The organism is Methylobacterium sp. NFXW15 (assembly GCF_049887755.1).
Taxonomy (GTDB): Bacteria; Pseudomonadota; Alphaproteobacteria; order Rhizobiales; family Beijerinckiaceae; genus Methylobacterium.
On sequence record NZ_JAGEKG010000003.1, the window covers coordinates 28021 to 47060 of the forward strand.

Consider the following 19040-nt stretch of genomic DNA (forward strand, 5'->3'; position numbering starts at 1 on the left):
CTCCGTCATCGCGAACGCAGTGAAGCGACCCAGGGCAGCGGGTCGCTCGCGGAGAGGGCGCATCCCTGGATTGCTTCGCGTCGCCCGCAAGGACGGGGGTTGGGCATGAGCGCCGCCACGCCCCACGCCTACGCCCCACAGCAGGATGAGGCACTGAAGGCCATCGACCGGTGGCGGCGCGAGGGCGGGTCCCAGGTGTTCCGCCTGTTCGGCTATGCCGGCACCGGCAAGACGACTCTCGCCCGGCGCATCGCGGAGGATGTCGACGGGACGGTGGTGTTCGGTGCCTTCACCGGCAAGGCCGCTTCGGTGATGCGCCAGAAGGGCTGCTTTGACGCGGCGACGATCCATTCGCTGATCTACCGCACCAAGGAGGCGGAGGAAGGCGGGCCGACCTTCACGCTCAACCGCTCCGGCCCCGTGGCCAAGGCCGACCTCATCGTCATCGACGAATGCTCGATGGTCGATTCCGACCTCGGCAACGACCTCCTGTCCTTCGACAAGCCGGTGCTGGTGCTGGGCGACCCGGCGCAATTACCCCCCGTGCGGGGCGGCGGTTTCTTCACCGAGGCCGAGCCCGACGTGATGCTCACCGAGGTCCACAGGCAGGCCAAGGACGACCCGATCGTGCGCATGGCCATGACCGTGCGCGAGGGCGGACGGCTGGAACGGGGTGAGTTCGGGGAGAGCCGGGTGGTCTCCCGGCGGGACCTCGATCCGGCGCAGGTGATGGAGTGTGACCAGGTTCTGGTCGGGCTGAACAAGACGCGGCGCCTGTACAACAACCGCCTGCGGGAGATCGCGGGTCACACCGACCCGATGCCGGCGGTGGGGGAGAAGCTGGTCTGCCTGCGCAACGACCGGGTGAAGGGCCTGCTCAACGGCTCGACCTGGACGGTGCATGCGCTGCGCGCTCCGCCCCGCCCCGACATGATCCGCCTCGACATCGTGCCGGAGGACGATCCGGCGCTGCGCCGTCGCCCCACCGACATCAAGGTGCTGAGGGCGATGATCAGCGGCTCCGACGAGGAGATCCCGCTCTACCAGCGTCGTGAGACCGACGAGTTCACCTACGGCTACGCGCTCACCGTGCACAAGGCGCAGGGCTCGCAATGGGACAGGGTGACGTTGTTCGACGAGTCCTACGCCTTCCGCGAGCACCGGGCCCGGTGGCTCTATACCGGCCTGACCCGTGCGGCGCAGGCGATCACGGTGGTGGTGTGAGCGGGGTTTCCCGCATTCCCATCGTCATTGCGAGGGAAGCGAAGCAATCCAGGGACGGGAGGGCCGCTTCCGAGCGTGGCGCTACCCTTGGATTGCTTCGTGCCTCGCAATGACGGGGAGCATCACACCCGCGTCGCCTCGAACCCCTCGCGAATGGCATCCGCGTCGAGGTTGCGGCCGATGAAGACCACGCGGCTGACGCGCGTCTCGTCCTTCCCCCAATCGCCCTGCACGTCCCCGTCGAGGATCATGTGCACGCCCTGGAAGACGAAGCGCTTCGGCTCGTTCGGGAAGGCGACGATGCCCTTGCAGCGCAGGATGTCCGCGCCCTGGACCTGCGTGAGGTTCGAGATCCACGGCATGAACTTCTCGGGATCGACCTCGCCCTCGATCTTGGCCGAGATCGAGCGGATGTCCGAATCGTGGTGATGGTGGTGGCCCTCCTCCAGGAAGTCGGGCTCGATATCGAGGATGCGGTCGAGATCGAAGGCGTTGCGCTCCAGCACCGCGTCGAGGGGCACCGCGCAGTTCGTGGTCCGATGGAGCTTCGCCAGCGGGTTGATCGTGCGGATCTCGCTCTCCACGCGGTCGAGGTCGGCGGGCGAGACGAGGTCGGACTTGTTGAGCAGGATCACATCCGCGAAGGCAATCTGGTTCTTCGCCTCCGGAGCGTCCTTCAGGCGCTCGGTCAGCCACTTGGCGTCGGCCACCGTCACCACCGCATCGAGGCGCGCCGCCTCGCCGACATCCTGATCGACGAAGAAGGTCTGCGCGACGGGGGCCGGGTCGGCCAGCCCGGTGGTCTCCACGATGATCGCGTCGAACTTGCCCCGGCGCTTCACCAGTCCGTCCATGATGCGGATCAGGTCGCCGCGCACGGTGCAGCAGACGCAGCCATTGTTCATTTCGAACACTTCCTCGTCCGCGCCCACGACGAGGTCGTTGTCGATGCCGATCTCGCCGAACTCGTTGACGATGACGGCGTAGCGCCGACCGTGATTCTCGGTGAGGATGCGGTTGAGCAGCGTGGTCTTGCCCGCCCCGAGATAGCCGGTGAGCACCGTGACCGGGATCTTGCCGTCCGTCTGGGGAAGGGTCGCCGGGGAATTCGCCATGTCGGCCTGCCAGTTTGCGGAGTTCGTAGGGTCGGGCCTGTAACATTGTCACGAGACCCCGCCAACGGAAGGCCCCCTGTACCCAGCACGGCGGGGGCAGCGTCACAGGTGCGTCATGCGGCTCGATCACAGACGGGGACTGCCCCTCACGAAACCGTCGTTTGCCGCGCGGCAGCCGAGGTTCTAACCCCCGTGCCGAGACGGTGACGCGAGCGCTTTCGCGGCATTGCCTTGGAAAAGCGCCAACCGTCGGTTCAACGCTTGCTTGCAAGGCAGGCGCGAATCGCGGCTGACGTCACTTCGCCCGGCTGAAACGACGCCTATGGACGCCCGGAACCCCCTTCATCAGGATCAGGCAGGCTCCTCGCACGGGCAACCCGCCCGGCGGCGGCGCGGCCTCGTCCTGCTCGTCATTCTCCTCGTCCTCGGTGGGCTCGGCGCCTTCGCAGCCCTGCGCCCGCACGAGGCACACGAATGGGGCGAGCGGATCGTGGCGGCGGCCAAGACCCTGGTCGCCTCGAACGACAAGGATGACGGGATCGAGGTGACCAAGGCCGCCCCGGTCGAGCGGGTGTTCCGCCCGAGCAAGGAGCAGCGCGCCTCGTTCGAAATCCTGCCCGTGGCGACGCAGGTCTTCCGGCCGGAAGGATCGGCCGAGGGGCGCATCGCCCTCAACGAAGACGACAACGTGCCCGTGGTCTCGCCCTATTCGGGCCGCGTCACCAAGGTTCTGGTGCGGGCGGGCGACACCGTGAAGGCCGGGGACGTGCTGTTCGTCGTCGAGGCGTCGGACATGGTCCAGGCGCAGAACGACTATCAGGCCGCGCTCAACAATCTCCAGAAGCAGCAGGCGCTGCTGAAGCTCGACCAGACCATCGCCGCTCGCCAACAGGAGCTGTTCCAGGCCAAGGCGGTGGCGTTGAAGGATTACCAATCCGCGCAGAACGACGTGATCGCCGCGCAGAGCGATCTGAAGACCGCTCAATCCACCCTCGACGCGGTGAAGAACCGGCTGCGCCTCCTCGGCAAGACCGATGCGGAGATCGCCGCCTACGAGAAGAACGGCACGCTGTCCCCCGAAACGCAGATCCGGGCGCCGATCGCGGGTACCATCGTCCAGCGCAAGGTCGGCATCGGCCAGTACATCAGCGCCTCGGGCGATCCGCAATTCGTGATCGGCGACCTCTCCACCGTCTGGCTCGTCGCCAACGTGCGCGAGAGCGAGATCCCGAAGATCAAAATCGGCCAGGAGGTCGAGGCGAAGGTCGCGGGTTTCGGCAACCGGGTGTTCAAGGCGCGGGTGAACTACATGGCCGCGAGCCTCGATCCGGCGACGCGGCGGCTCTCCGTGCGCAGCGAAGTCGACAACCCCGACCGGGTGCTCCGGCCGGAGATGTTCGCCACCTACACGATCGTCACCGGCAAGGGCGAGCCCTCGCCCAGCGTCCCCCTCAGCGCGGTCGTCTACGAGGGCGGGCGCACCCATGTCTGGGTGGCGAGGCCGGACGGGGCGGTGGAGGCCCGCGACCTGCAACTCGGGCTGATCAACGGCGACAACGCCCAGGTCGTCTCGGGTCTCGCGGCCGGGGAGCAGATCGTGACCCGCGGCGCCCTGTTCATCGACAGGGCGGCCTCGGGCGACAAGGCCTCGTGAGGCGGGCGCGATGAACGCTCTGATCGTCTTCGCGCTCCGGCAGCGCGTCCTCGTCTGCCTGCTGTTCGTGCTGATGCTCGGCATCGGCTACGCCGCCTATACGAAGCTCAACATCGAGGCCTATCCGGATCCGGTGCCGCCGCTCGTCGACGTCATCACCCAGAACCCCGGCCAGTCGGCGGACGAGATCGAGCGCTACATCACCATTCCCTTGGAAGTCGCGCTGGCGGGCATCCCCAACGCGCAGGTGGTGCGCACCATCTCGTTGTTCGGCCTGTCCGACGTGAAGGTGCAGTTCAACTACAATTACACTTACGAGGAAGCGCTTCAGCGGGTGCTCAACCGCCTGTCGCAGGCCCCGACACTGCCCAACGGCGCCCAGCCCTCGATCTCCCCGACGAGCCCCGTCGGCGAGATCATGCGCTACAAGCTCGTCGGGCCGAAGGGCTACTCGCCCACCGACATGAAGACCTTGCAGGATTGGGTGCTGCAGCGCCGCTTCAAGGCGATCCCCGGCGTGGTCGACGTGACCGCCTTCGGTGGCAAGGCCAAGGAATACGAGGTCGCCGTCGACCTGAACCGGCTCCAGGCCCAGGGCCTGACCCTGGTGCAGCTGACGAACGCCCTGAACAACGCGTCCATCAACGTCGGCGGCCAGACGCTCAATGTCGGCCAGCAATCGGCCGTGGTGCGCGGCGTCGGCCTGATCCGCGACATGGACGACATCCGGGATACGCTGATCAGCCTCGTCAACGGCGTGCCGGTGCTGGTGCGGGACGTGGCCGATGTGCGCGTCTCGAACGCGCCGCGCCTCGGCATCGTCGGCCACGACAACCAGCCGGACGTGGTCGAGGGCATCGTGCTCATGACCCGCGGCGGCGAGAGCCTGCCGACCCTGGAGCGGGTCGAGGCCGAGATCGACCGGATCAACAATTCCACCGTCCTGCCGCCGGACGTGAAGATCGAGCGCATCTACGACCGCTCGGGGCTGATCCACACCACCACGCACACCGTGATGCACAACCTCGTCTTCGGCGTAGTGCTGGTCTTCGTGGTGCAGTGGCTGTTCCTCGGCTCGCTCACGAGTGCGATCATCGTAGCGGCGACGATCCCCTTCGCGCTCGGCTTCGCCATTCTCATCCTCGTGGTGCGCGGCGATTCCGCGAACCTCCTCTCCCTCGGCGCCATCGATTTCGGCCTCATCGTCGACGCGACGGTGATCATGGTCGAGAACGTGTTCCGTCACCTCGCGGAACCCGAGCATTCCGAGGGGCAGGCGGCACCGGGAGGCCTGAAGGGGCGGCTCGGCACCATCGCCATCGCGGGCGCCGAGGTGAACCGGGCGATCTTCTTCTCGGCCACCATCATCATCGTCGGCTTCCTGCCGCTCTTCACGATGACCGGCGTCGAGGGCCACATCTTCGGGCCGATGGCCAAGACCTACGCCTACGCCCTGGTCGGCGGCCTCATCGCCACCTTCACGGTTTCGCCCGCCCTCTCGGCGCTCATGCTGCCGAAGAAGGTCGAGGAGCGCGACACGCTGATCGTGCGGGTGCTGCGCGTCGCCCACGAGGCCGCCCTGCGCTTCGGCCTGCGCAACCGGGTGATCACCGTGGCCGTGACGATCGCGGTGCTGCTCGGCTCGGGCCTCGCCGCCCGCCATCTCGGCCTGGAATTCCTGCCGAAGCTGGAAGAGGGCAACCTCTACGTGCGTGGCACCATGCCGTCCTCGATCTCCCTGGAGGCGGGCAACGCCTATGTGCAGCGCCTGCGGAAGATCTTTCAGGACGTGCCGGAGGTGATCACGGTCATCTCGCACCAGGGGCGGCCGAACGACGGCACCGACGCCACCGGCTTCTTCAACGTGGAGATTCTGGCGCCGCTCAAGCCCATCGATCAATGGCGCAAGGGCCTCGACAAGGACACCCTGATCCGCGACCTCAGCGCCAAGCTCGCGGAGGAATTCCCCGGCATCGAGTTCAACTTCTCCCAGTATATCGAGGACAACGTCCAGGAGGCGGCCTCGGGCGTGAAGGGTGAGAACTCGGTGAAGATCTACGGCACCGATCTCGCGCAGCTCACCAAGACCGCGAACCAAGTGAAGGCCGTGCTCTCCACCGTGCCCGGCATCACAGACCTGTCGGTGTTCGAGAGCCTCGGCCAGCCGACGGTGCGCATCGACGTGGACCGGCACAAGGCCGCCCGCTACGGCCTGTCGATCAGCGACGTGAACACGACGATCCAGGCGGCCATCGGCGGCCAGATCGTCGGCGACCTCTACGAATACGGCTCGGACCGGCACTTCCCCATGCGGGTGCGGCTGGCCAAGGAGTACCGCTCGTCGCTCGCCACCATCCGCAACATCTCGGTGGGCGCCCAGAACCCCAATGGCGGCGTGGTGCCGGTGCCCCTTTCCGAGATCGCCGACGTGGACCTCGTCTCCGGCGCCTCCTTCATCTACCGGGAGGATCAGGAGCGCTACATCCCGGTGAAGTTCTCGGTGCGCGGGCGCGACCTCGGCTCGACCGTGCTCGAAGCCCAGCGCCGGGTGGAGCAGGAGGTCGACATGCCCTCCGGCTACCACGCGGAATGGGTCGGCCAGTTCACCAACCTCACCGAGGCGGCGGCGCGGCTGAGCCTCGTCGTGCCGATCACGCTGCTGCTGATCGCACTGCTGCTGTTCGTGAACTTCTCCTCCGTCACCGACATGCTGCTGACGCTCTCGGTGATCCCGATGGCGATGATCGGGGGCATCTTCGCCCTGTTCGCGACGGGCACGCCCTTCTCGATCTCGGCGGCGATCGGCTTCATCGCCCTGTTCGGGATCTCGACCATGGAGGGCGTGATCCTGCTCGCCTATTACAACCAGCTCCTTGAGGAGGGTTGGGAGCGGTCCGAGGCGATCTGGAACGCGGCCGTGGTGCGCATGCGCCCGGTGATGATGACCTGCGTCGCGGCCTGCGTCGGCCTGCTGCCCGCCGCGATCTCCACCGGCATCGGATCGCAGGTGCAGAAGCCCCTGGCGCTGGTGGTGGTGGGCGGCATCATCCTCGCCCCGAACCTGATCCTCGTGATCGTGCCGATCCTGATCTCCCTGTTCTCCCGGCGGAAGACCAACCCCGACGCGCGGGCGCTCCGCGAACACCGGATGGCGGCGTGATGGTCATCGCCGTGGCGCACTGGACACAGGTGTGGCGTCGCCGGGCTCCGGCGGGACGCGTCGCATTGACTTGCGTCGCCCCGGCGGCGCTTCTCGCGAGGATCTGAGCGGGTGTTCGACCGCGGCGGGGGCATGATGACCAGGAGGGGCCGGAACGGAGCCGCGTGGATCGCGGCGGCCCGGACGACGCGCGGCGTCGTCGCCGGATCCGTCGCGGCGGCGTGGCTGTCGGCCTGTGCCGTCGGGCCGAACTTCGTGCCGCCGGAGGCACCCCCGGTCACGCGCTACACCAAGGAGACCCTGGCGAACCCTTCGGCCGCCGACTCGGTGCGCACCCGCCAGGGCGGCTCGGCCGACCAGAGCTTCGTGTCCGGTGGCGACATTCCCGGTCAGTGGTGGACCCTGTTCCATTCGAAGGCGCTGAATCGTCTCGTGGAGCAGGCGCTCGCCAACAACCCGAATCTCGAGGCGGCCCAGGCGGGCCTGCGGATCGCGCAGCAGAACGTGCTGGCGCAGAAGGGCACCCTCTACCCGACGCTCACCGCCACGCCGCAGGCGCAAGAGGCCCAGGCGCCCGGCTTGAACCTGCAATCGCCGCTGAACAACCAGAGCCAATATCTCTACTCGCTCTTCACACCGCAGGCGGTGGTTTCCTACAGCCCCGATGTGTTCGGCGGGAACCGCCGCCAGATCGAATCCCTGGAGGCGACGACCGAGAACCAGCGCTTCCAGCTGGAAGCCGCCTATCTCAGCCTCACCGCGAACGTCGTGGCCGCCGCCATTCAGGAGGCCTCCCTGCGGGCGCAGATCGACGCCACCAAGAGGGTGATCCAGGCCCAGACCGAGGTGCTCGGCCTCTACAACAAGCAATTGTCCCTCGGGCAGATCGCCGGGGCCGATGTGGTGCAGCAGCAGGCGGCGCTCGCCCTGTCGCAGCAACTGCTGCCGCCGCTGGAGAAGCAACTCGCGATCCAGCGCGACCTGCTCACCGCGCTCGCCGGGCGCCTGCCGTCCAACGAGGTGTCCGAGACCTTCACCCTCTCGGCCCTGCGCCTGCCGACCCGGCTGCCGGTGAGCTTGCCCTCGCGCCTCGTGCAGCAACGGCCGGATGTGAAGGCGGCCGAGGCCCTGGTGCAGCAGGCGAGCGCGAATGTCGGCGTGGCCGTGGCCAACCGCCTGCCGCAGTTCAACATCTCCGTCACCGGCGGATCGAGCGCCGTGCGTCTCGCGCAGGTGGTGAATCCGGGGGCATCCTTCTTCACGATCATCGGCCAGACGACGGCGCCGATCTTCGACGCGGGCACGCTGTTCCGGCGGCAGCGGGCGGCGGAGGAGACGCTGACCCAGGCCCAGGCCCAGTACAAGGCGGTGGTGATCACGGCCTTCCAGAACGTGGCCGACGCGCTGCGCGCCCTCCAGGCCGATGCCAAGGCCGTGGCCGCCGCCGAGGCCGCCGAGCAGGCGACGGGCAAGAGCCTGGAACTGATCCGCAAGCAGTACACGGCGGGCGCGGTGAACTCGACGCAGGTGCTGATCGCGCAGCAGGGCTATCTCTCGGCGCTGATCACCTCGGCGGGCGCGCGCGCCACGCAATATGCCGACACGGCGGCCCTGTTCGTCGCCCTCGGCGGCGGCTGGTGGAACCGCAACGACGTCGCCCCGGCCCCGCCCGAGACGGACCCGCTGAAGTTCCTGTGACCCGCCTCACACGTACATCGTGAGGGCGTCCTGCAGCATCTCGTTGGCGGCGTTCAGCACCTTGGTGTTGGCGCTGTAGGCCTGCTGCGTCTCGATCATCTTGGCGAACTGGTCCGAGATGTTGGCGTTCGATTGCTCGATCGAGCCGGTGGCGATGCTCGATCCCGAGAAGCCGTAGCTCGGCGCGCCCGAAGCATCGGTCGCGAGGTAGGTGCCGCCGTCGAGGGGGGCGAGGTTCTCCGCCCCGTCGAACTGGGCGAGGGTCATCGTGCCGAGGCTCTTGGTGCTGCCGTCGGCGTTGGACACGGTGAGGGCGCCGGTCGGCGAGACGGTGAGGCTCGTGGGTGAGGCGCTGCCGGTCGAGACCTGCACGGGCGTGCTCGCGGAGGGGCCTGCGAACAGGTAGTAGCCCGCCCCGTTCACGAGGTAGCCGTTGGCATCCGGCGCGAAGTCGCCGCGGCGGGTATAGCCCGTCTCGCCGCCGAAGCTCGGAGCATTGGCCGAGCCGGTATTCGGCTTCACGATGAAATAGCCGTCGCCCGAGATGGCGAGGTTCGTCGCCACATCCGTCGAGGCGATCGTGCCCTGCAATTGCAGGCTGGAGCGGGTGCTCAGGGAGACGCCGCCCGCCTGTTGCGGACTGGGCCCGGTCTCGGCCAGCAGGTCGGCGAAGTGGGTGTCCGTGCTCTTGAAGCCCGCCGTCGAGGAATTGGCGATGTTGCCGGAGATGGTGTTGAGGGCAAAAGACTGGGCCGAGAGGCCGCTGGTGGAGTTCGAAACCGCGTCGAGGAGGCTCATGGGCGTCGTCCTGGCCGGGATCATCCGGCCAGATCTTATGGTTTCGAAATCGTTAAGCGCAGGTGTGTTCCTGAATGTTTCGCGAAAGCTGCAGGACCGTTATTCGCCGACGACGTTCAGCAGAATCTCCCGCCGGTGCGGCCGGTCGCGATGCTCGATCAGGTAGATCCCCTGCCATGTTCCGAGGCCGAGGCGGCCGCCCACGATGGGGACGACGAGGCCCGAATCGGACAGCATCGTGCGGATGTGGGCGGGCATGTCGTCGGGTCCCTCCGCGCCATGGACATAGGCATCGTGCCGGGGGGCGAGGCCGTCCAGGGCGGTGAGAAGGTCGGTCTGCACGTCCGGGTCGGCATTTTCCTGGATCGTGAGCGAGGCCGAGGTGTGGCGGCAGAACACGCTTGCGAGGCCGTTCGTGATGCCGCTCTCGCGCACGAAACCCGCTACCGCATCGGTGAAATCCGTAAAGCCCTGGCCGGCGGTGGCAACGGTCAGCCGCCCGCTCGCCTGCCGCGTCACAGGGCCCGAGGCCAGGGTCTCGACGCGTCCGATCTGGCCTCGTCTCATGCGTCCTGCTCCAGGCTAGCGCCGGGGGCGATCTCCTTCTCGCCCCGGGCGAGGATGCGCTCCAGCACGTCGATCCGGTCGGCCTCCGCCGGGGGCTTGTCCCAGCGGATGCGGCTGACCCGGGGGAAGCGCATCGCCACCCCCGATTTGTGGCGGGTGGAGCGTTGCACGCCCTCGAAGGCGATTTCCAGCACCAAACCGGCCTCGCGCCCGTAGGCGACCTCCCGCACCGGGCCGAAGCGCTTGGTGGTGTTGTTGCGGACGTAGCGGTCGAGCTTGGCGAGTTCGGCGTCGGTGAAGCCGTGATAGGCCTTGCCCACCGGCACCAGCTCGTCGCCGCCCTCCGGCGCCTCGCGCCACACGCCGAACGTGTAGTCCGAATAGAAGGACGAGCGCTTCCCGTGCCCGCGCTGGGCATACATCATCACGGCGTCGACGATGTGCGGCTCGCGCTTCCACTTCCACCACGGGCCCTTGGGGCGCCCCGGCAGATAGGTGCTGTTGCGGCGCTTGAGCATCACGCCCTCGATCGCGTCCGCATCCTCCCCCGCGCCGACGGAAGCCGGGTCGGCCCGGGCGGCGGCGAGCGCGTCCCAATCCGCGAAGGGCACGAGGGGCGAGATGTCGATGCGGGCATGGTCGAGGCGGCGGATCACCTCTTCCAGCCGCGTCCGGCGATCCGAGAACGGCTCCGGCCGCAGGTCCTCGCCCTCGCTCGCCAGCAGGTCGTAGGCGCGGACATGGGCCGGAAACTCATCGAGGAGTTTCGCAGTCACGGTCTTCCGGTTCAGCCGTTGCTGGAGCACGTTGAAGCTCTGCACGCGGCCCTCGCGCAGGATCAGCAACTCGCCATCGAGCGCCCCCTCGAAGGTGATCGCCTCGGCGAGGTCGGGGAAGGCGCCGGTGATGTCCTCGCCCGTGCGGGAATAGACCTTACCGACCTGGACCCCCGCGCGGTCGCGCCCCCCGACGAGCTGGACGCGGATGCCGTCCCATTTCCACTCGGCGGAAAAGGCCTCCGGCTCGAGCTTGTCGAGGTCGTCGCGCTCCTCGATCGGGTGGGAGAGCATGGGCGGCCGGAAGGGAGCAGGGTTCAGGGTCTCGGGGCGCTCGGCCCGGCCCTCGACCCAGGCGAACAGGGTCTCGAAGGGCGGCTCCAGCCCGTGCCAGACTTCCTCGACGGCGTCGGCCTCGTGGCCGCCGAGCGCCCCGACGGCGGTCTTGGCCAGCCGCGCCGAGACGCCGACGCGCAGATTGCCGGTCACGAGCTTCAGAAGCGCCCAGCGTCCGGTCTCGTCGAGGGCATCGAGCCAGGTGGCGAGATGCTGCGGCAGGTCTTTCTTCGCCGTCGAAGCCAGGGTCTCGACCACCTCGGCGAGGCTCGGCGGCGGCGGGTTGTTGTGGCCGATACCCGCCTCCACCGGGGGCGGCCCCGGCCAGATCAGCGCCGTGGTCTCGGCGAGGTCGCCGACGTAATTGTGCGACAGCCGGTACAGCACGGGGTCGATGCGTTCCTCCACCAGCCCCCGGATCAGCGCGGGCTTGGCTTCGCGAAAACTCAGGGTGCCGGTCATGGCGCCGAGCGCGTAGCCCCGCTCCGGATCAGGCGTCCTGGCGAAGTAATCCTGAAGCAGACGCAGCTTGGCGTTGCGGCGAGGCTCGTAGCCGAGGCGGTCGAGCAGATGGGCGAAGTCGTTCACGCCGCCTCCTCCGCTGGGGCGGGCTCGGCCTCGCCGTCATCGCCATAGCCGAGGAGATGCAGGGGCTTGGCCCGGATCCCTTCCGTCCCGCACCAATGGACCAAGGCGTCCTCCTGTCCGTGGGTCACCCAGACCTCGCCCGCGCCGGTCTCGCGGATGGTGCGGCACAGGTCCGGCCAGTCGGCGTGGTCGGAGATCACGAGGGGCAGTTCCACGCCCTTCTGCCGGGCGCGGGCGCGCACCCGCATCCAGCCGGACGCGAAGCAGGTCACCGGATCGGGGAACTTGCGCGACCACAGGTCCTGAATGGAAGAGGGCGGGCAGATCACGATGGCGCCCGCGAGGTCCTTGCGCTCGGCGGCCACCACCTTGCGCGTCTCGCCGAGCGGGATGCCCTCGCGCTTGTACAGTTCGGTCAGCTTCTCCATCGCCCCGTGGAGATGGATCGGCCCGTCCCAGCCCTCCTCGCGCAGCAGCGCCATCACCCGTTGTGCCTTGCCCAGCGCATAGGCGCCGACGATGTGGGTGCGCTCCGGGAACAGCCTCTGCGAATCGAGGAGCTTGCGGACCTCGCCGCGCGTGTCGGGATGGGTGAAGACCGGTAGGCCGAACGTCGCCTCGGTGATGAACACGTCGCAGGGCACGACCTCGAAGGGCAGGCAAGTCGGGTCCGGGGCACGCTTGTAGTCGCCCGAGACGACGACGCGCATGCCCTCGTGCTCGATGACGATCTGCGCCGAGCCGAGCACGTGCCCGGCGGGGACGAAGCGCACGGTGACGTCGCCGATGCGGATCGCCTCGCCCAGCGCGGCGTCCTGCGAGGTGGTGCAGAAGTCCTCGCCGTAGCGCACGGCCATGATGCGCAGGGTCTCGGGAGTCGCCATGACCTGTGTGTGTCCGGCGCGGGCATGGTCGGCATGACCGTGGGTGATCAGCGCCCGCTTCACCGGCCAGGTCGGATCGACGTGGAAATCCCCGAGGGGGCAGTAGAGCCCCTCGCGGGTGAGGGTGAGCAGCTCGCTCGCACGTGTGGACATTGACCCTCGGCCAAATGGGGTTCCCTAAGGGCAGAGCCCTTCGGCGGGGTGTCGGGGCAGCGCCCCGACGCTCTGCAAGGTTCCACCCTGCACCCGCAAAAGGGCTCGCCCTTTTGAAACCGTGATCGACGCATGGACACCCCTCGCAGTTCCGGCGACCTCCTCGCCGACCGCCGCTATCGCTATGCCGAAGCCTACCTGGCCGAGGGTGACGCGGCGGCCTGCGCCGACCTCGCCGCCCAGACCGTGGAGATCGCCCCGCGCTTCGCGCCCGCATGGCTGCTGCTCGGCCGGGCGCGGGAGGCGCTGTTCTCGGCTTCCGGTGATCCGGCGGAGCGGGAGGCCGCGAGGGTGGCCTACCAGACCGCGCGGGGCCTCGACCCGGAGGATGCGATCGGCGCCGGGCTGCACCTCGCCCGGCTCGGGGCAGGAGCGGATGCCACCCTGACGCCCGCCTATGTCCGGGCCCTGTTCGACGGCTATGCCCCGCGCTTCGAGCGGCACCTCGTGGAGGGGCTGCATTATGTCGGCCCGGCCCTGGTGGCGGAGGTGCTGCCCGAGGAGCCCGCCCGGTTCCCGGTGGTGCTCGACCTCGGCTGCGGCACCGGCCTCGCGGGCGCGGCCATCGCCCACCGCGCGGGGCACCTGACGGGGGTGGACCTGTCCCCCGCCATGCTCGCCCAAGCGCGGACCAAGGGCTGCTACGACCGGCTGGTGACGGGCGACCTCGTGGGCTTCCTGCGCGATGAACCCGAAGCCTCGGCCGACCTCTGCGTCGCAGCGGACGTGTTCATCTACTGCGCCGATCTCGCGCCGGTCCTCACCGGCATCGCCCGCGTGCTCCGACCGGGCGGATGGGCGGTCTTCACGATCCAATCGCCGGACGGGGAGGGCCCGTCCGTGCGCCTCGGCACGGACGGACGCTACGCTCATGGGGATGCCTACCTGCTCCACATGGCGCTGGCGGCAGGATTGTCGGTCCGGGTGTTGCGGGAGGCCGCCGTCCGCTTCGAAGGCGGTCGCCCCGTGCCGGGCCGCATTGCCGCATTGCAATCGGGGGTTGGATGAAACCTCCGGTGGCGCCGTCCATTAATGGTCGGCCGCACCTTTGCGGCCAAGGTCGCGGGGGGTGATGGATGGTCAACGAGCGGATCGATAAGGATAAATCCGGCGCACCGGTCGACAAGTCGTTTCCTGCCGATCCGCGGACGAGGCTCTTCTTCGCCATCGCCCTGGCCATGCTCGCAGGTACCGCCGATTCCATCGGCTTCCTCGAATTCTCGCAGCTCTTCATGTCGTTCATGTCGGGCAATACCACCCGCTTCGGCGTGGCGGTGGCCAACGGCGACTGGGAGAACGTCACCCGCGTCGCCAGCACCATCGCGGTGTTCTGCTTCGGCGCCTTCCTCGGCACGCTCATCGCGGCGGCGGTGGGACGCTGGCGGCTCTCGGTGCTGCTGACGTTGCAGGCGGCGCTGATGTCCGTCGGCCTTCTGATGCCCTGGGGCACCTTCGCCTATCCGCTCCACGCCTACCCGATCGTGCTGGCGCTCGGCCTGCAGAACGCGACCCTTCAGGACGAGGCCGGACGCTCCCTGGCGCTCACCTACGTGACCGGCGCTGTGGTCCGCTTCGGCACGGGCTGCGCCAACCTGCTCATGGGCACGGTGGCGCCCTCGTTCTGGATTCAGGCGCCACTCTGGGCGGGCCTCAGCACCGGCGCGGTGATCGGCGGCCTGCTCGATTATCGCTTCGGCGAGCTGGCCTTCCTGTTCCCCGCCGGTCTCGCGGCGATCCTCGCCCTGATCGCCATCGTACTGACCATCGCCAAGCCCGGCAGCACCCTGGTCGCGGGCTCCTCGCCCGCCCCCGACGCCAGCGCCAAGGCGAAGATCATCGACGCGATTCACTGATCGCCGGTTCGTTCGCGCAGATTGTGGGCGAAGCGCGGCCTGCGGTTTCCCGCAGGCCGCGCGTGGCTTAAAGGCAGAGCCGCCCGGACTCAAGGCGGCTCCTCCGTCCGCCCCGGGTGACGGAACCGCACGATGGACTCCCGGCGTACACGCCCCGAACCGAAGAACGGCCGAGCGTGAGCCCCGCCCCTCGGCCCCGCGTGGTCGCGATCGCCGTCCAGAAGGGCGGCACCGGCAAGACCACGCTCGCCGCCTCCCTGGCCGTCGCGGCGGCCCAGGCGGGCGAGCGGGTCACCGTGTTCGATTCGGACCCACAAGGGTCCCTCGCCGCCTGGGGTAAGCTGCGGACGCAACCCGAACCGGCGGTCGACCTGCTGCGCCCCTGGGAATTCGCGCAATTTCAGCCGATCCTCGACCAGCAGGCCGAGCAGGCGCGCACGCTCGCCATCATCGACACGCCTGGCGCGTCCATCGGCGGCATCGCCGCGATCCTGCGGCTTGCGGATCTCGTCCTCATTCCGATTCGCCCCTCGCGCCTCGATCTCATGGCCGCCTTGCCGACCATCGAATTGTTGGCGTGCCAGGGCATGGGCGAGCGCCTTGCCCTCGTCCTCAACCAATGCCCGCCGCCGCCCTCGCCGCGCACCGGGCTCTATGCGCGGCAGCTCGCGGGACTCGGGATGATGGCTGAGCCCGCCATCCTCCAGCGGGTCGATCACCAGGACGCCATCGCCCTGGGCCTGGGCGTCACCGAACACGCCCCCGGCGGCTACGCGGCATCCGAGATTCGCAGCCTCTGGTCCTGGATCGACCGGCGGATCGTGCGGCGCTGACGCGCCACTTTCCTTCCCAACCTTTCATCCCGCGCCGTTCGCGATGATGGGCGGGCGTGTGCGTGGACGCACCGGGCGGTAATAGTATTCGGATTAAAATACAGCGAGATATACTGTGCGTGTGCGCACTTCTATCGTCGAAGTTCTGATCTACATTCCTCTCATCGGCGCAGGACAAAGGGTCCAGCGCAAGTCTTTCTCAAGGGATTGTAGAGATGAAGCGCTTCCTGATCCTCGGCCTCGCCACCGCTGCTCTCGCCATGCCGGGCCTCGCCCATGCCGAAGGCGGTGACGGCAGCCGCCAGTCGGCGGGCGGCGGCCATATGAGCAGCTACATCAGCGATCCGTACCACAACCCGAAGTCGCTCCACTCCCAGCGGATGGGTTCGGGCCAGATTGCCGGTGCGCCGATGTTCCATGACGGCGCCCGGGCCACGGTCCGCCGCGGCGACATCGTCGCCCCCCACTGGGCCTCGGGCTTCGCGCCCCGCCGCTAAGAGCTTCTCACACAACTCCCGTTCACCGGGAGTTCTCCCCCTGGCCTCGACGGCTCAGGGGGAGTTTTCTGAGCGTCTCTGAGACGGTGTGAGTACGAAAAGCCCCCGTGATCCGAGGATCGCGGGGGCTTTTTCTTGCGACGCGTCGCGCGCTGAAGGGAGGGGGCGTTCAGCCCCCCTGTTCGCGGGTCACGAGGGTGCGGTTCGGAGCGACGTCCTTCTTGTCCTGGTAGAGCGGCACGATGGCGCGCAGCCAGCCGCGAGTCTCGTAGCCCCCGTAATTGCGCTCGATCAGGTCGCGGGTGACATAGGCCTGGAGGTTCACCGGGCCGAAATTGTACCCGACCAGTCCCCCCACCGCGATCTGTCCCTGCCGCTGGTAGCCCGTCACGCGGGTCGGCAGATCGGTCGAACCGAAGGCCACCGGGCCGATCTCGAACTTGCCGAACTTCTTCGTCGCCGTGATGTCGAGGTTCAAATAGTCCGGGTAGAGCACGCCGAAGGGCGAGCGCTCGTTGAGGAACGTGCCGTAGAGCAGGTTCGCTGTCAGGTTGAAGCCGTTGCCGGTGTAGCTCGCCGCGAAACGGTGCGAGAGCGAGGCTTCCTGGGTGAGGAAGCGGGTGTCGATCGGCAGGTAACCGCCGAACAGGTAGCTCACGCCGAAATCGTTGCCGAGGTCCCAGGCGAGCTGTCCGGCGAGCAATTGCTGGCCGATGCCGCTCTGGTACGGCCCTCCGCGAGGGCTCGAGGCCACCACGGGCTGCGTGAAGAAGAACTGGAGCCGCGCGCCGAGCACGGTCCAGGGGGTCGAGATGGCAAGCGTCGGCAGGTTGACGTTCGATTCCGAGGAGGCGGGCGAGGTATCGCGCACGCCGAAGCTCGACAGGTTCACGAAGTAGATGCCGACCGGCAATTGCGCGCCGGTCGGAAGACCGATGGTCTGGCCCGGCTGGGCCGCCGAGCCCGCCTGCGCGGCACCTCCCGCCAAGGCCGCGCTCAGCCCCAGGCCGAGGGCCGCGCCCCGCTTCACGACATTCCGCATTCCGCTCCGCCTGTGCTCGCCGTCCCAGTCGATGAGACGGCTCAGCTTCGGCACCTCATCCCTGCCGGTTCGGGACGGAGGCGGGCCGCGTGTCCTAAGGCACAGGCGCGGTCAGGCCCGCGCGCCCAATGCGGACAGGATCCGCGCCCAGGAGCGGGTGCCCTTGTGGAAGCTCGTCAGGTCGTACTTCTCGTTCGGCGAATGGATGCGGTCGTCATCGAGGCCGAAGCCGATGAGCAGCGTGTCCTTGCCGAGGATGCGCTTGAAGTCGCCGACGATCGGGATCGAACCACCCGCGCCCACCGTCACGGCGGGCACGCCCCATTCCTCCTGCAACGCCGCCTTGGCGGTGGCGAGTTCGGGCATGTCGAAGGGCAGGCTGATCGCCCGCGAGCCCTTGTAGGTGATCACCTCCACCGTGCAGTCGGCGGGCACGCGCTCGCGGACGAAGGCCTCGAAGCTCCTGGCGAGCGCCGCCGGGTCCTGGTCGTCCACGAGGCGGAACGAGACCTTGGCCGAGGCGGTCGAGGCGATCACCGTCTTGGTGCCCTCGGCGGTGTAGCCGCCCCAGATGCCGTTGACGTCGCAAGCCGGGCGCGACTGCACGAGTTCCAGGGGCAGGCGCCCCTTCTCGCCCGCCGGCTCCTTGAGGCCGATGGGGCCGAGCAGCGTCTCGGGCGTCATGCCCAGCCCGCGCCATTGCTCGATCACCTCCGCCGGGCGCTCGTGCACGCCCTCATAGAAGCCGGGGATCGTCACCTTGCCGTCCGCGTCGTGCAGGTCGGCGACGATGCGCGACAGGACGTGGATCGGGTTGCGCGCCGCGCCGCCGAAGAACCCCGAATGCAGGTCGCGGTCGGCACAGGTGACCTTCACCTCGAAATAGCACAGGCCGCGCAGCGACGAGGTGATCTGCGGGGTCTTGGGGTCCCACATCCCGGTGTCGCAGACGAGGACCACGTCGCAGCCGAGCCGGTCCTTGTTCTGCGTCACCCATTCGGGAAGGCCCTGTGAGCCGCTCTCCTCGGCGCCCTCGATCAGGATCGTCACGCCGCAGGGCAGTTCGCCATTCATGGCGAGATGCGCCCGGCAGGCCTCCACGAAGGTCATCACCTGACCCTTGTCGTCCGAGGCGCCGCGCGCGACGATTTTTTTGCCACCCCGCCCGTCATCCGAGATCCGCGGCTCGAAGGGCGGATGCGTCCAGAGATCCAGTGGATCGACCGGCTGCACGTCGTAATGGCCGTAGAACAGAACGTGCGGTGCCCCCGGCTTGGGCTTGTGGGCGAGCACCACGGGATGGAGCGAGGTCTCCTCCACCGAAGTCGCGAAGCCCAGGGCCGTCAGATCCTGGGCGAGCCACGCGGCGGCCTCGCGGCACTGGCCGGCATAGGCCGGGTCCGTCGAGATCGAGGGAATGCGCAGGAAGGCGAAGAGCCGTTCGAGCGCGTTGTCGAGATCCGCGTCGATGTCGTTCAGGATCGCGTCGAGTCCGGCCATCGCTCTCTCCGCCGTGTCGGGGACTGGCGCAGGGTTAGCCGAGGGGAGCGCCGGGCGGCAATGGGGTGACGATCACACGGTTTCCCCCACCCCTGCCGTCTTTGCTTCGCCGCGCCCGCAAAGACGGCAGGGATGCGAAGGACAAGCGGAGCGGGGCCTGCGTCCCCTGAGACCATCCATCCCCGGAACAGCTGCAGTTTGGAATAGTTATCGACGAACCCGGCCATGGGCGGCCCCTCGCGTGGCAGGCCCGCCGGAACCCGTTCCTTTCCCGCCGGCCTTGGCCGGCCCTTCGCGCGGAC

15 protein-coding genes are annotated in these 19040 nt (G+C 68.3%); 8 read left to right on the forward strand and 7 right to left on the reverse strand.

Features of this window, described 5'->3' with window-relative positions; genetic code table 11:
* Positions 1-105: 105 nt before the first annotated feature.
* Positions 106-1224, forward strand: coding sequence for an ATP-dependent DNA helicase (locus tag J4O73_RS07455; RefSeq protein WP_426216061.1), 1119 nt, complete (start codon positions 106-108; stop codon positions 1222-1224).
* Positions 1225-1346: 122 nt separating this feature from the next.
* Here the strand turns inward: J4O73_RS07455 and J4O73_RS07460 are convergent, their stop codons facing one another.
* Positions 1347-2339 (reverse strand): CobW family GTP-binding protein, encoded by a 993-nt coding sequence (locus tag J4O73_RS07460; protein ID WP_426216063.1) that lies wholly within the window; start codon positions 2337-2339, stop codon positions 1347-1349.
* A 322-nt stretch (positions 2340-2661) separates the two neighbouring features.
* Here J4O73_RS07460 and J4O73_RS07465 point away from each other — a divergent pair, with 322 nt between their 5' ends.
* From J4O73_RS07465 to J4O73_RS07475, 3 genes are all read left to right on the forward strand, one after another.
* Positions 2662-3993: an efflux RND transporter periplasmic adaptor subunit gene (locus J4O73_RS07465; RefSeq protein WP_426216065.1), complete on the forward strand. Its 1332-nt coding sequence runs from the start codon at positions 2662-2664 to the stop codon at positions 3991-3993.
* 10 nt (positions 3994-4003) lie between these two features.
* Positions 4004-7153 (forward strand): efflux RND transporter permease subunit, encoded by a 3150-nt coding sequence (locus J4O73_RS07470; RefSeq protein ID WP_426216067.1) that lies wholly within the window; start codon positions 4004-4006, stop codon positions 7151-7153.
* Between the two features lie 132 nt (positions 7154-7285).
* Positions 7286-8851: an efflux transporter outer membrane subunit gene (locus J4O73_RS07475; protein ID WP_426216069.1), complete on the forward strand. Its 1566-nt coding sequence runs from the start codon at positions 7286-7288 to the stop codon at positions 8849-8851.
* Positions 8852-8857: 6 nt separating this feature from the next.
* On the opposite strand, the gene J4O73_RS07480 is transcribed toward J4O73_RS07475, so the two are convergent.
* The 4 genes from J4O73_RS07480 to J4O73_RS07495 form a co-directional block, all read right to left on the reverse strand.
* A complete protein-coding gene (locus J4O73_RS07480) occupies positions 8858-9649 on the reverse strand; it encodes a flagellar hook basal-body protein (protein WP_426216071.1) in 792 nt (263 codons plus the stop codon).
* Positions 9650-9748: 99 nt separating this feature from the next.
* Entirely contained in the window at positions 9749-10216 is a 468-nt protein-coding gene (locus tag J4O73_RS07485) for a secondary thiamine-phosphate synthase enzyme YjbQ (RefSeq protein ID WP_426216073.1), read from the reverse strand.
* Positions 10213-11916: a cisplatin damage response ATP-dependent DNA ligase gene (locus tag J4O73_RS07490; protein WP_426216075.1), complete on the reverse strand. Its 1704-nt coding sequence runs from the start codon at positions 11914-11916 to the stop codon at positions 10213-10215. The genes J4O73_RS07485 and J4O73_RS07490 overlap by 4 nt, the downstream gene beginning before the upstream one ends.
* Positions 11913-12953 (reverse strand): ligase-associated DNA damage response exonuclease, encoded by a 1041-nt coding sequence (locus J4O73_RS07495; protein ID WP_426216077.1) that lies wholly within the window; start codon positions 12951-12953, stop codon positions 11913-11915. The genes J4O73_RS07490 and J4O73_RS07495 overlap by 4 nt, the downstream gene beginning before the upstream one ends.
* Before the next feature lie 132 nt (positions 12954-13085).
* Here J4O73_RS07495 and J4O73_RS07500 point away from each other — a divergent pair, with 132 nt between their 5' ends.
* From J4O73_RS07500 to J4O73_RS07515, 4 genes are all read left to right on the forward strand, one after another.
* Entirely contained in the window at positions 13086-14021 is a 936-nt protein-coding gene (locus J4O73_RS07500) for a class I SAM-dependent DNA methyltransferase (RefSeq protein ID WP_426216079.1), read from the forward strand.
* Positions 14022-14089: 68 nt separating this feature from the next.
* A complete protein-coding gene (locus J4O73_RS07505) occupies positions 14090-14866 on the forward strand; it encodes a YoaK family protein (RefSeq protein ID WP_426216080.1) in 777 nt (258 codons plus the stop codon).
* 176 nt (positions 14867-15042) lie between these two features.
* Complete coding sequence (locus tag J4O73_RS07510; protein WP_426216082.1) at positions 15043-15699, forward strand: AAA family ATPase; 657 nt, start codon at positions 15043-15045, stop codon at positions 15697-15699.
* Between the two features lie 215 nt (positions 15700-15914).
* Positions 15915-16196 (forward strand): hypothetical protein, encoded by a 282-nt coding sequence (locus J4O73_RS07515; protein WP_426216084.1) that lies wholly within the window; start codon positions 15915-15917, stop codon positions 16194-16196.
* 169 nt (positions 16197-16365) lie between these two features.
* Here J4O73_RS07515 and J4O73_RS07520 read toward each other — a convergent pair whose 3' ends face one another.
* A complete protein-coding gene (locus J4O73_RS07520; protein WP_426216849.1) occupies positions 16366-17238 on the reverse strand; it encodes a transporter in 873 nt (290 codons plus the stop codon).
* Between the two features lie 111 nt (positions 17239-17349).
* Complete coding sequence (locus tag J4O73_RS07525) at positions 17350-18738, reverse strand: M20/M25/M40 family metallo-hydrolase (RefSeq protein WP_426216086.1); 1389 nt, start codon at positions 18736-18738, stop codon at positions 17350-17352.
* Positions 18739-19040: the final 302 nt, after the last annotated feature.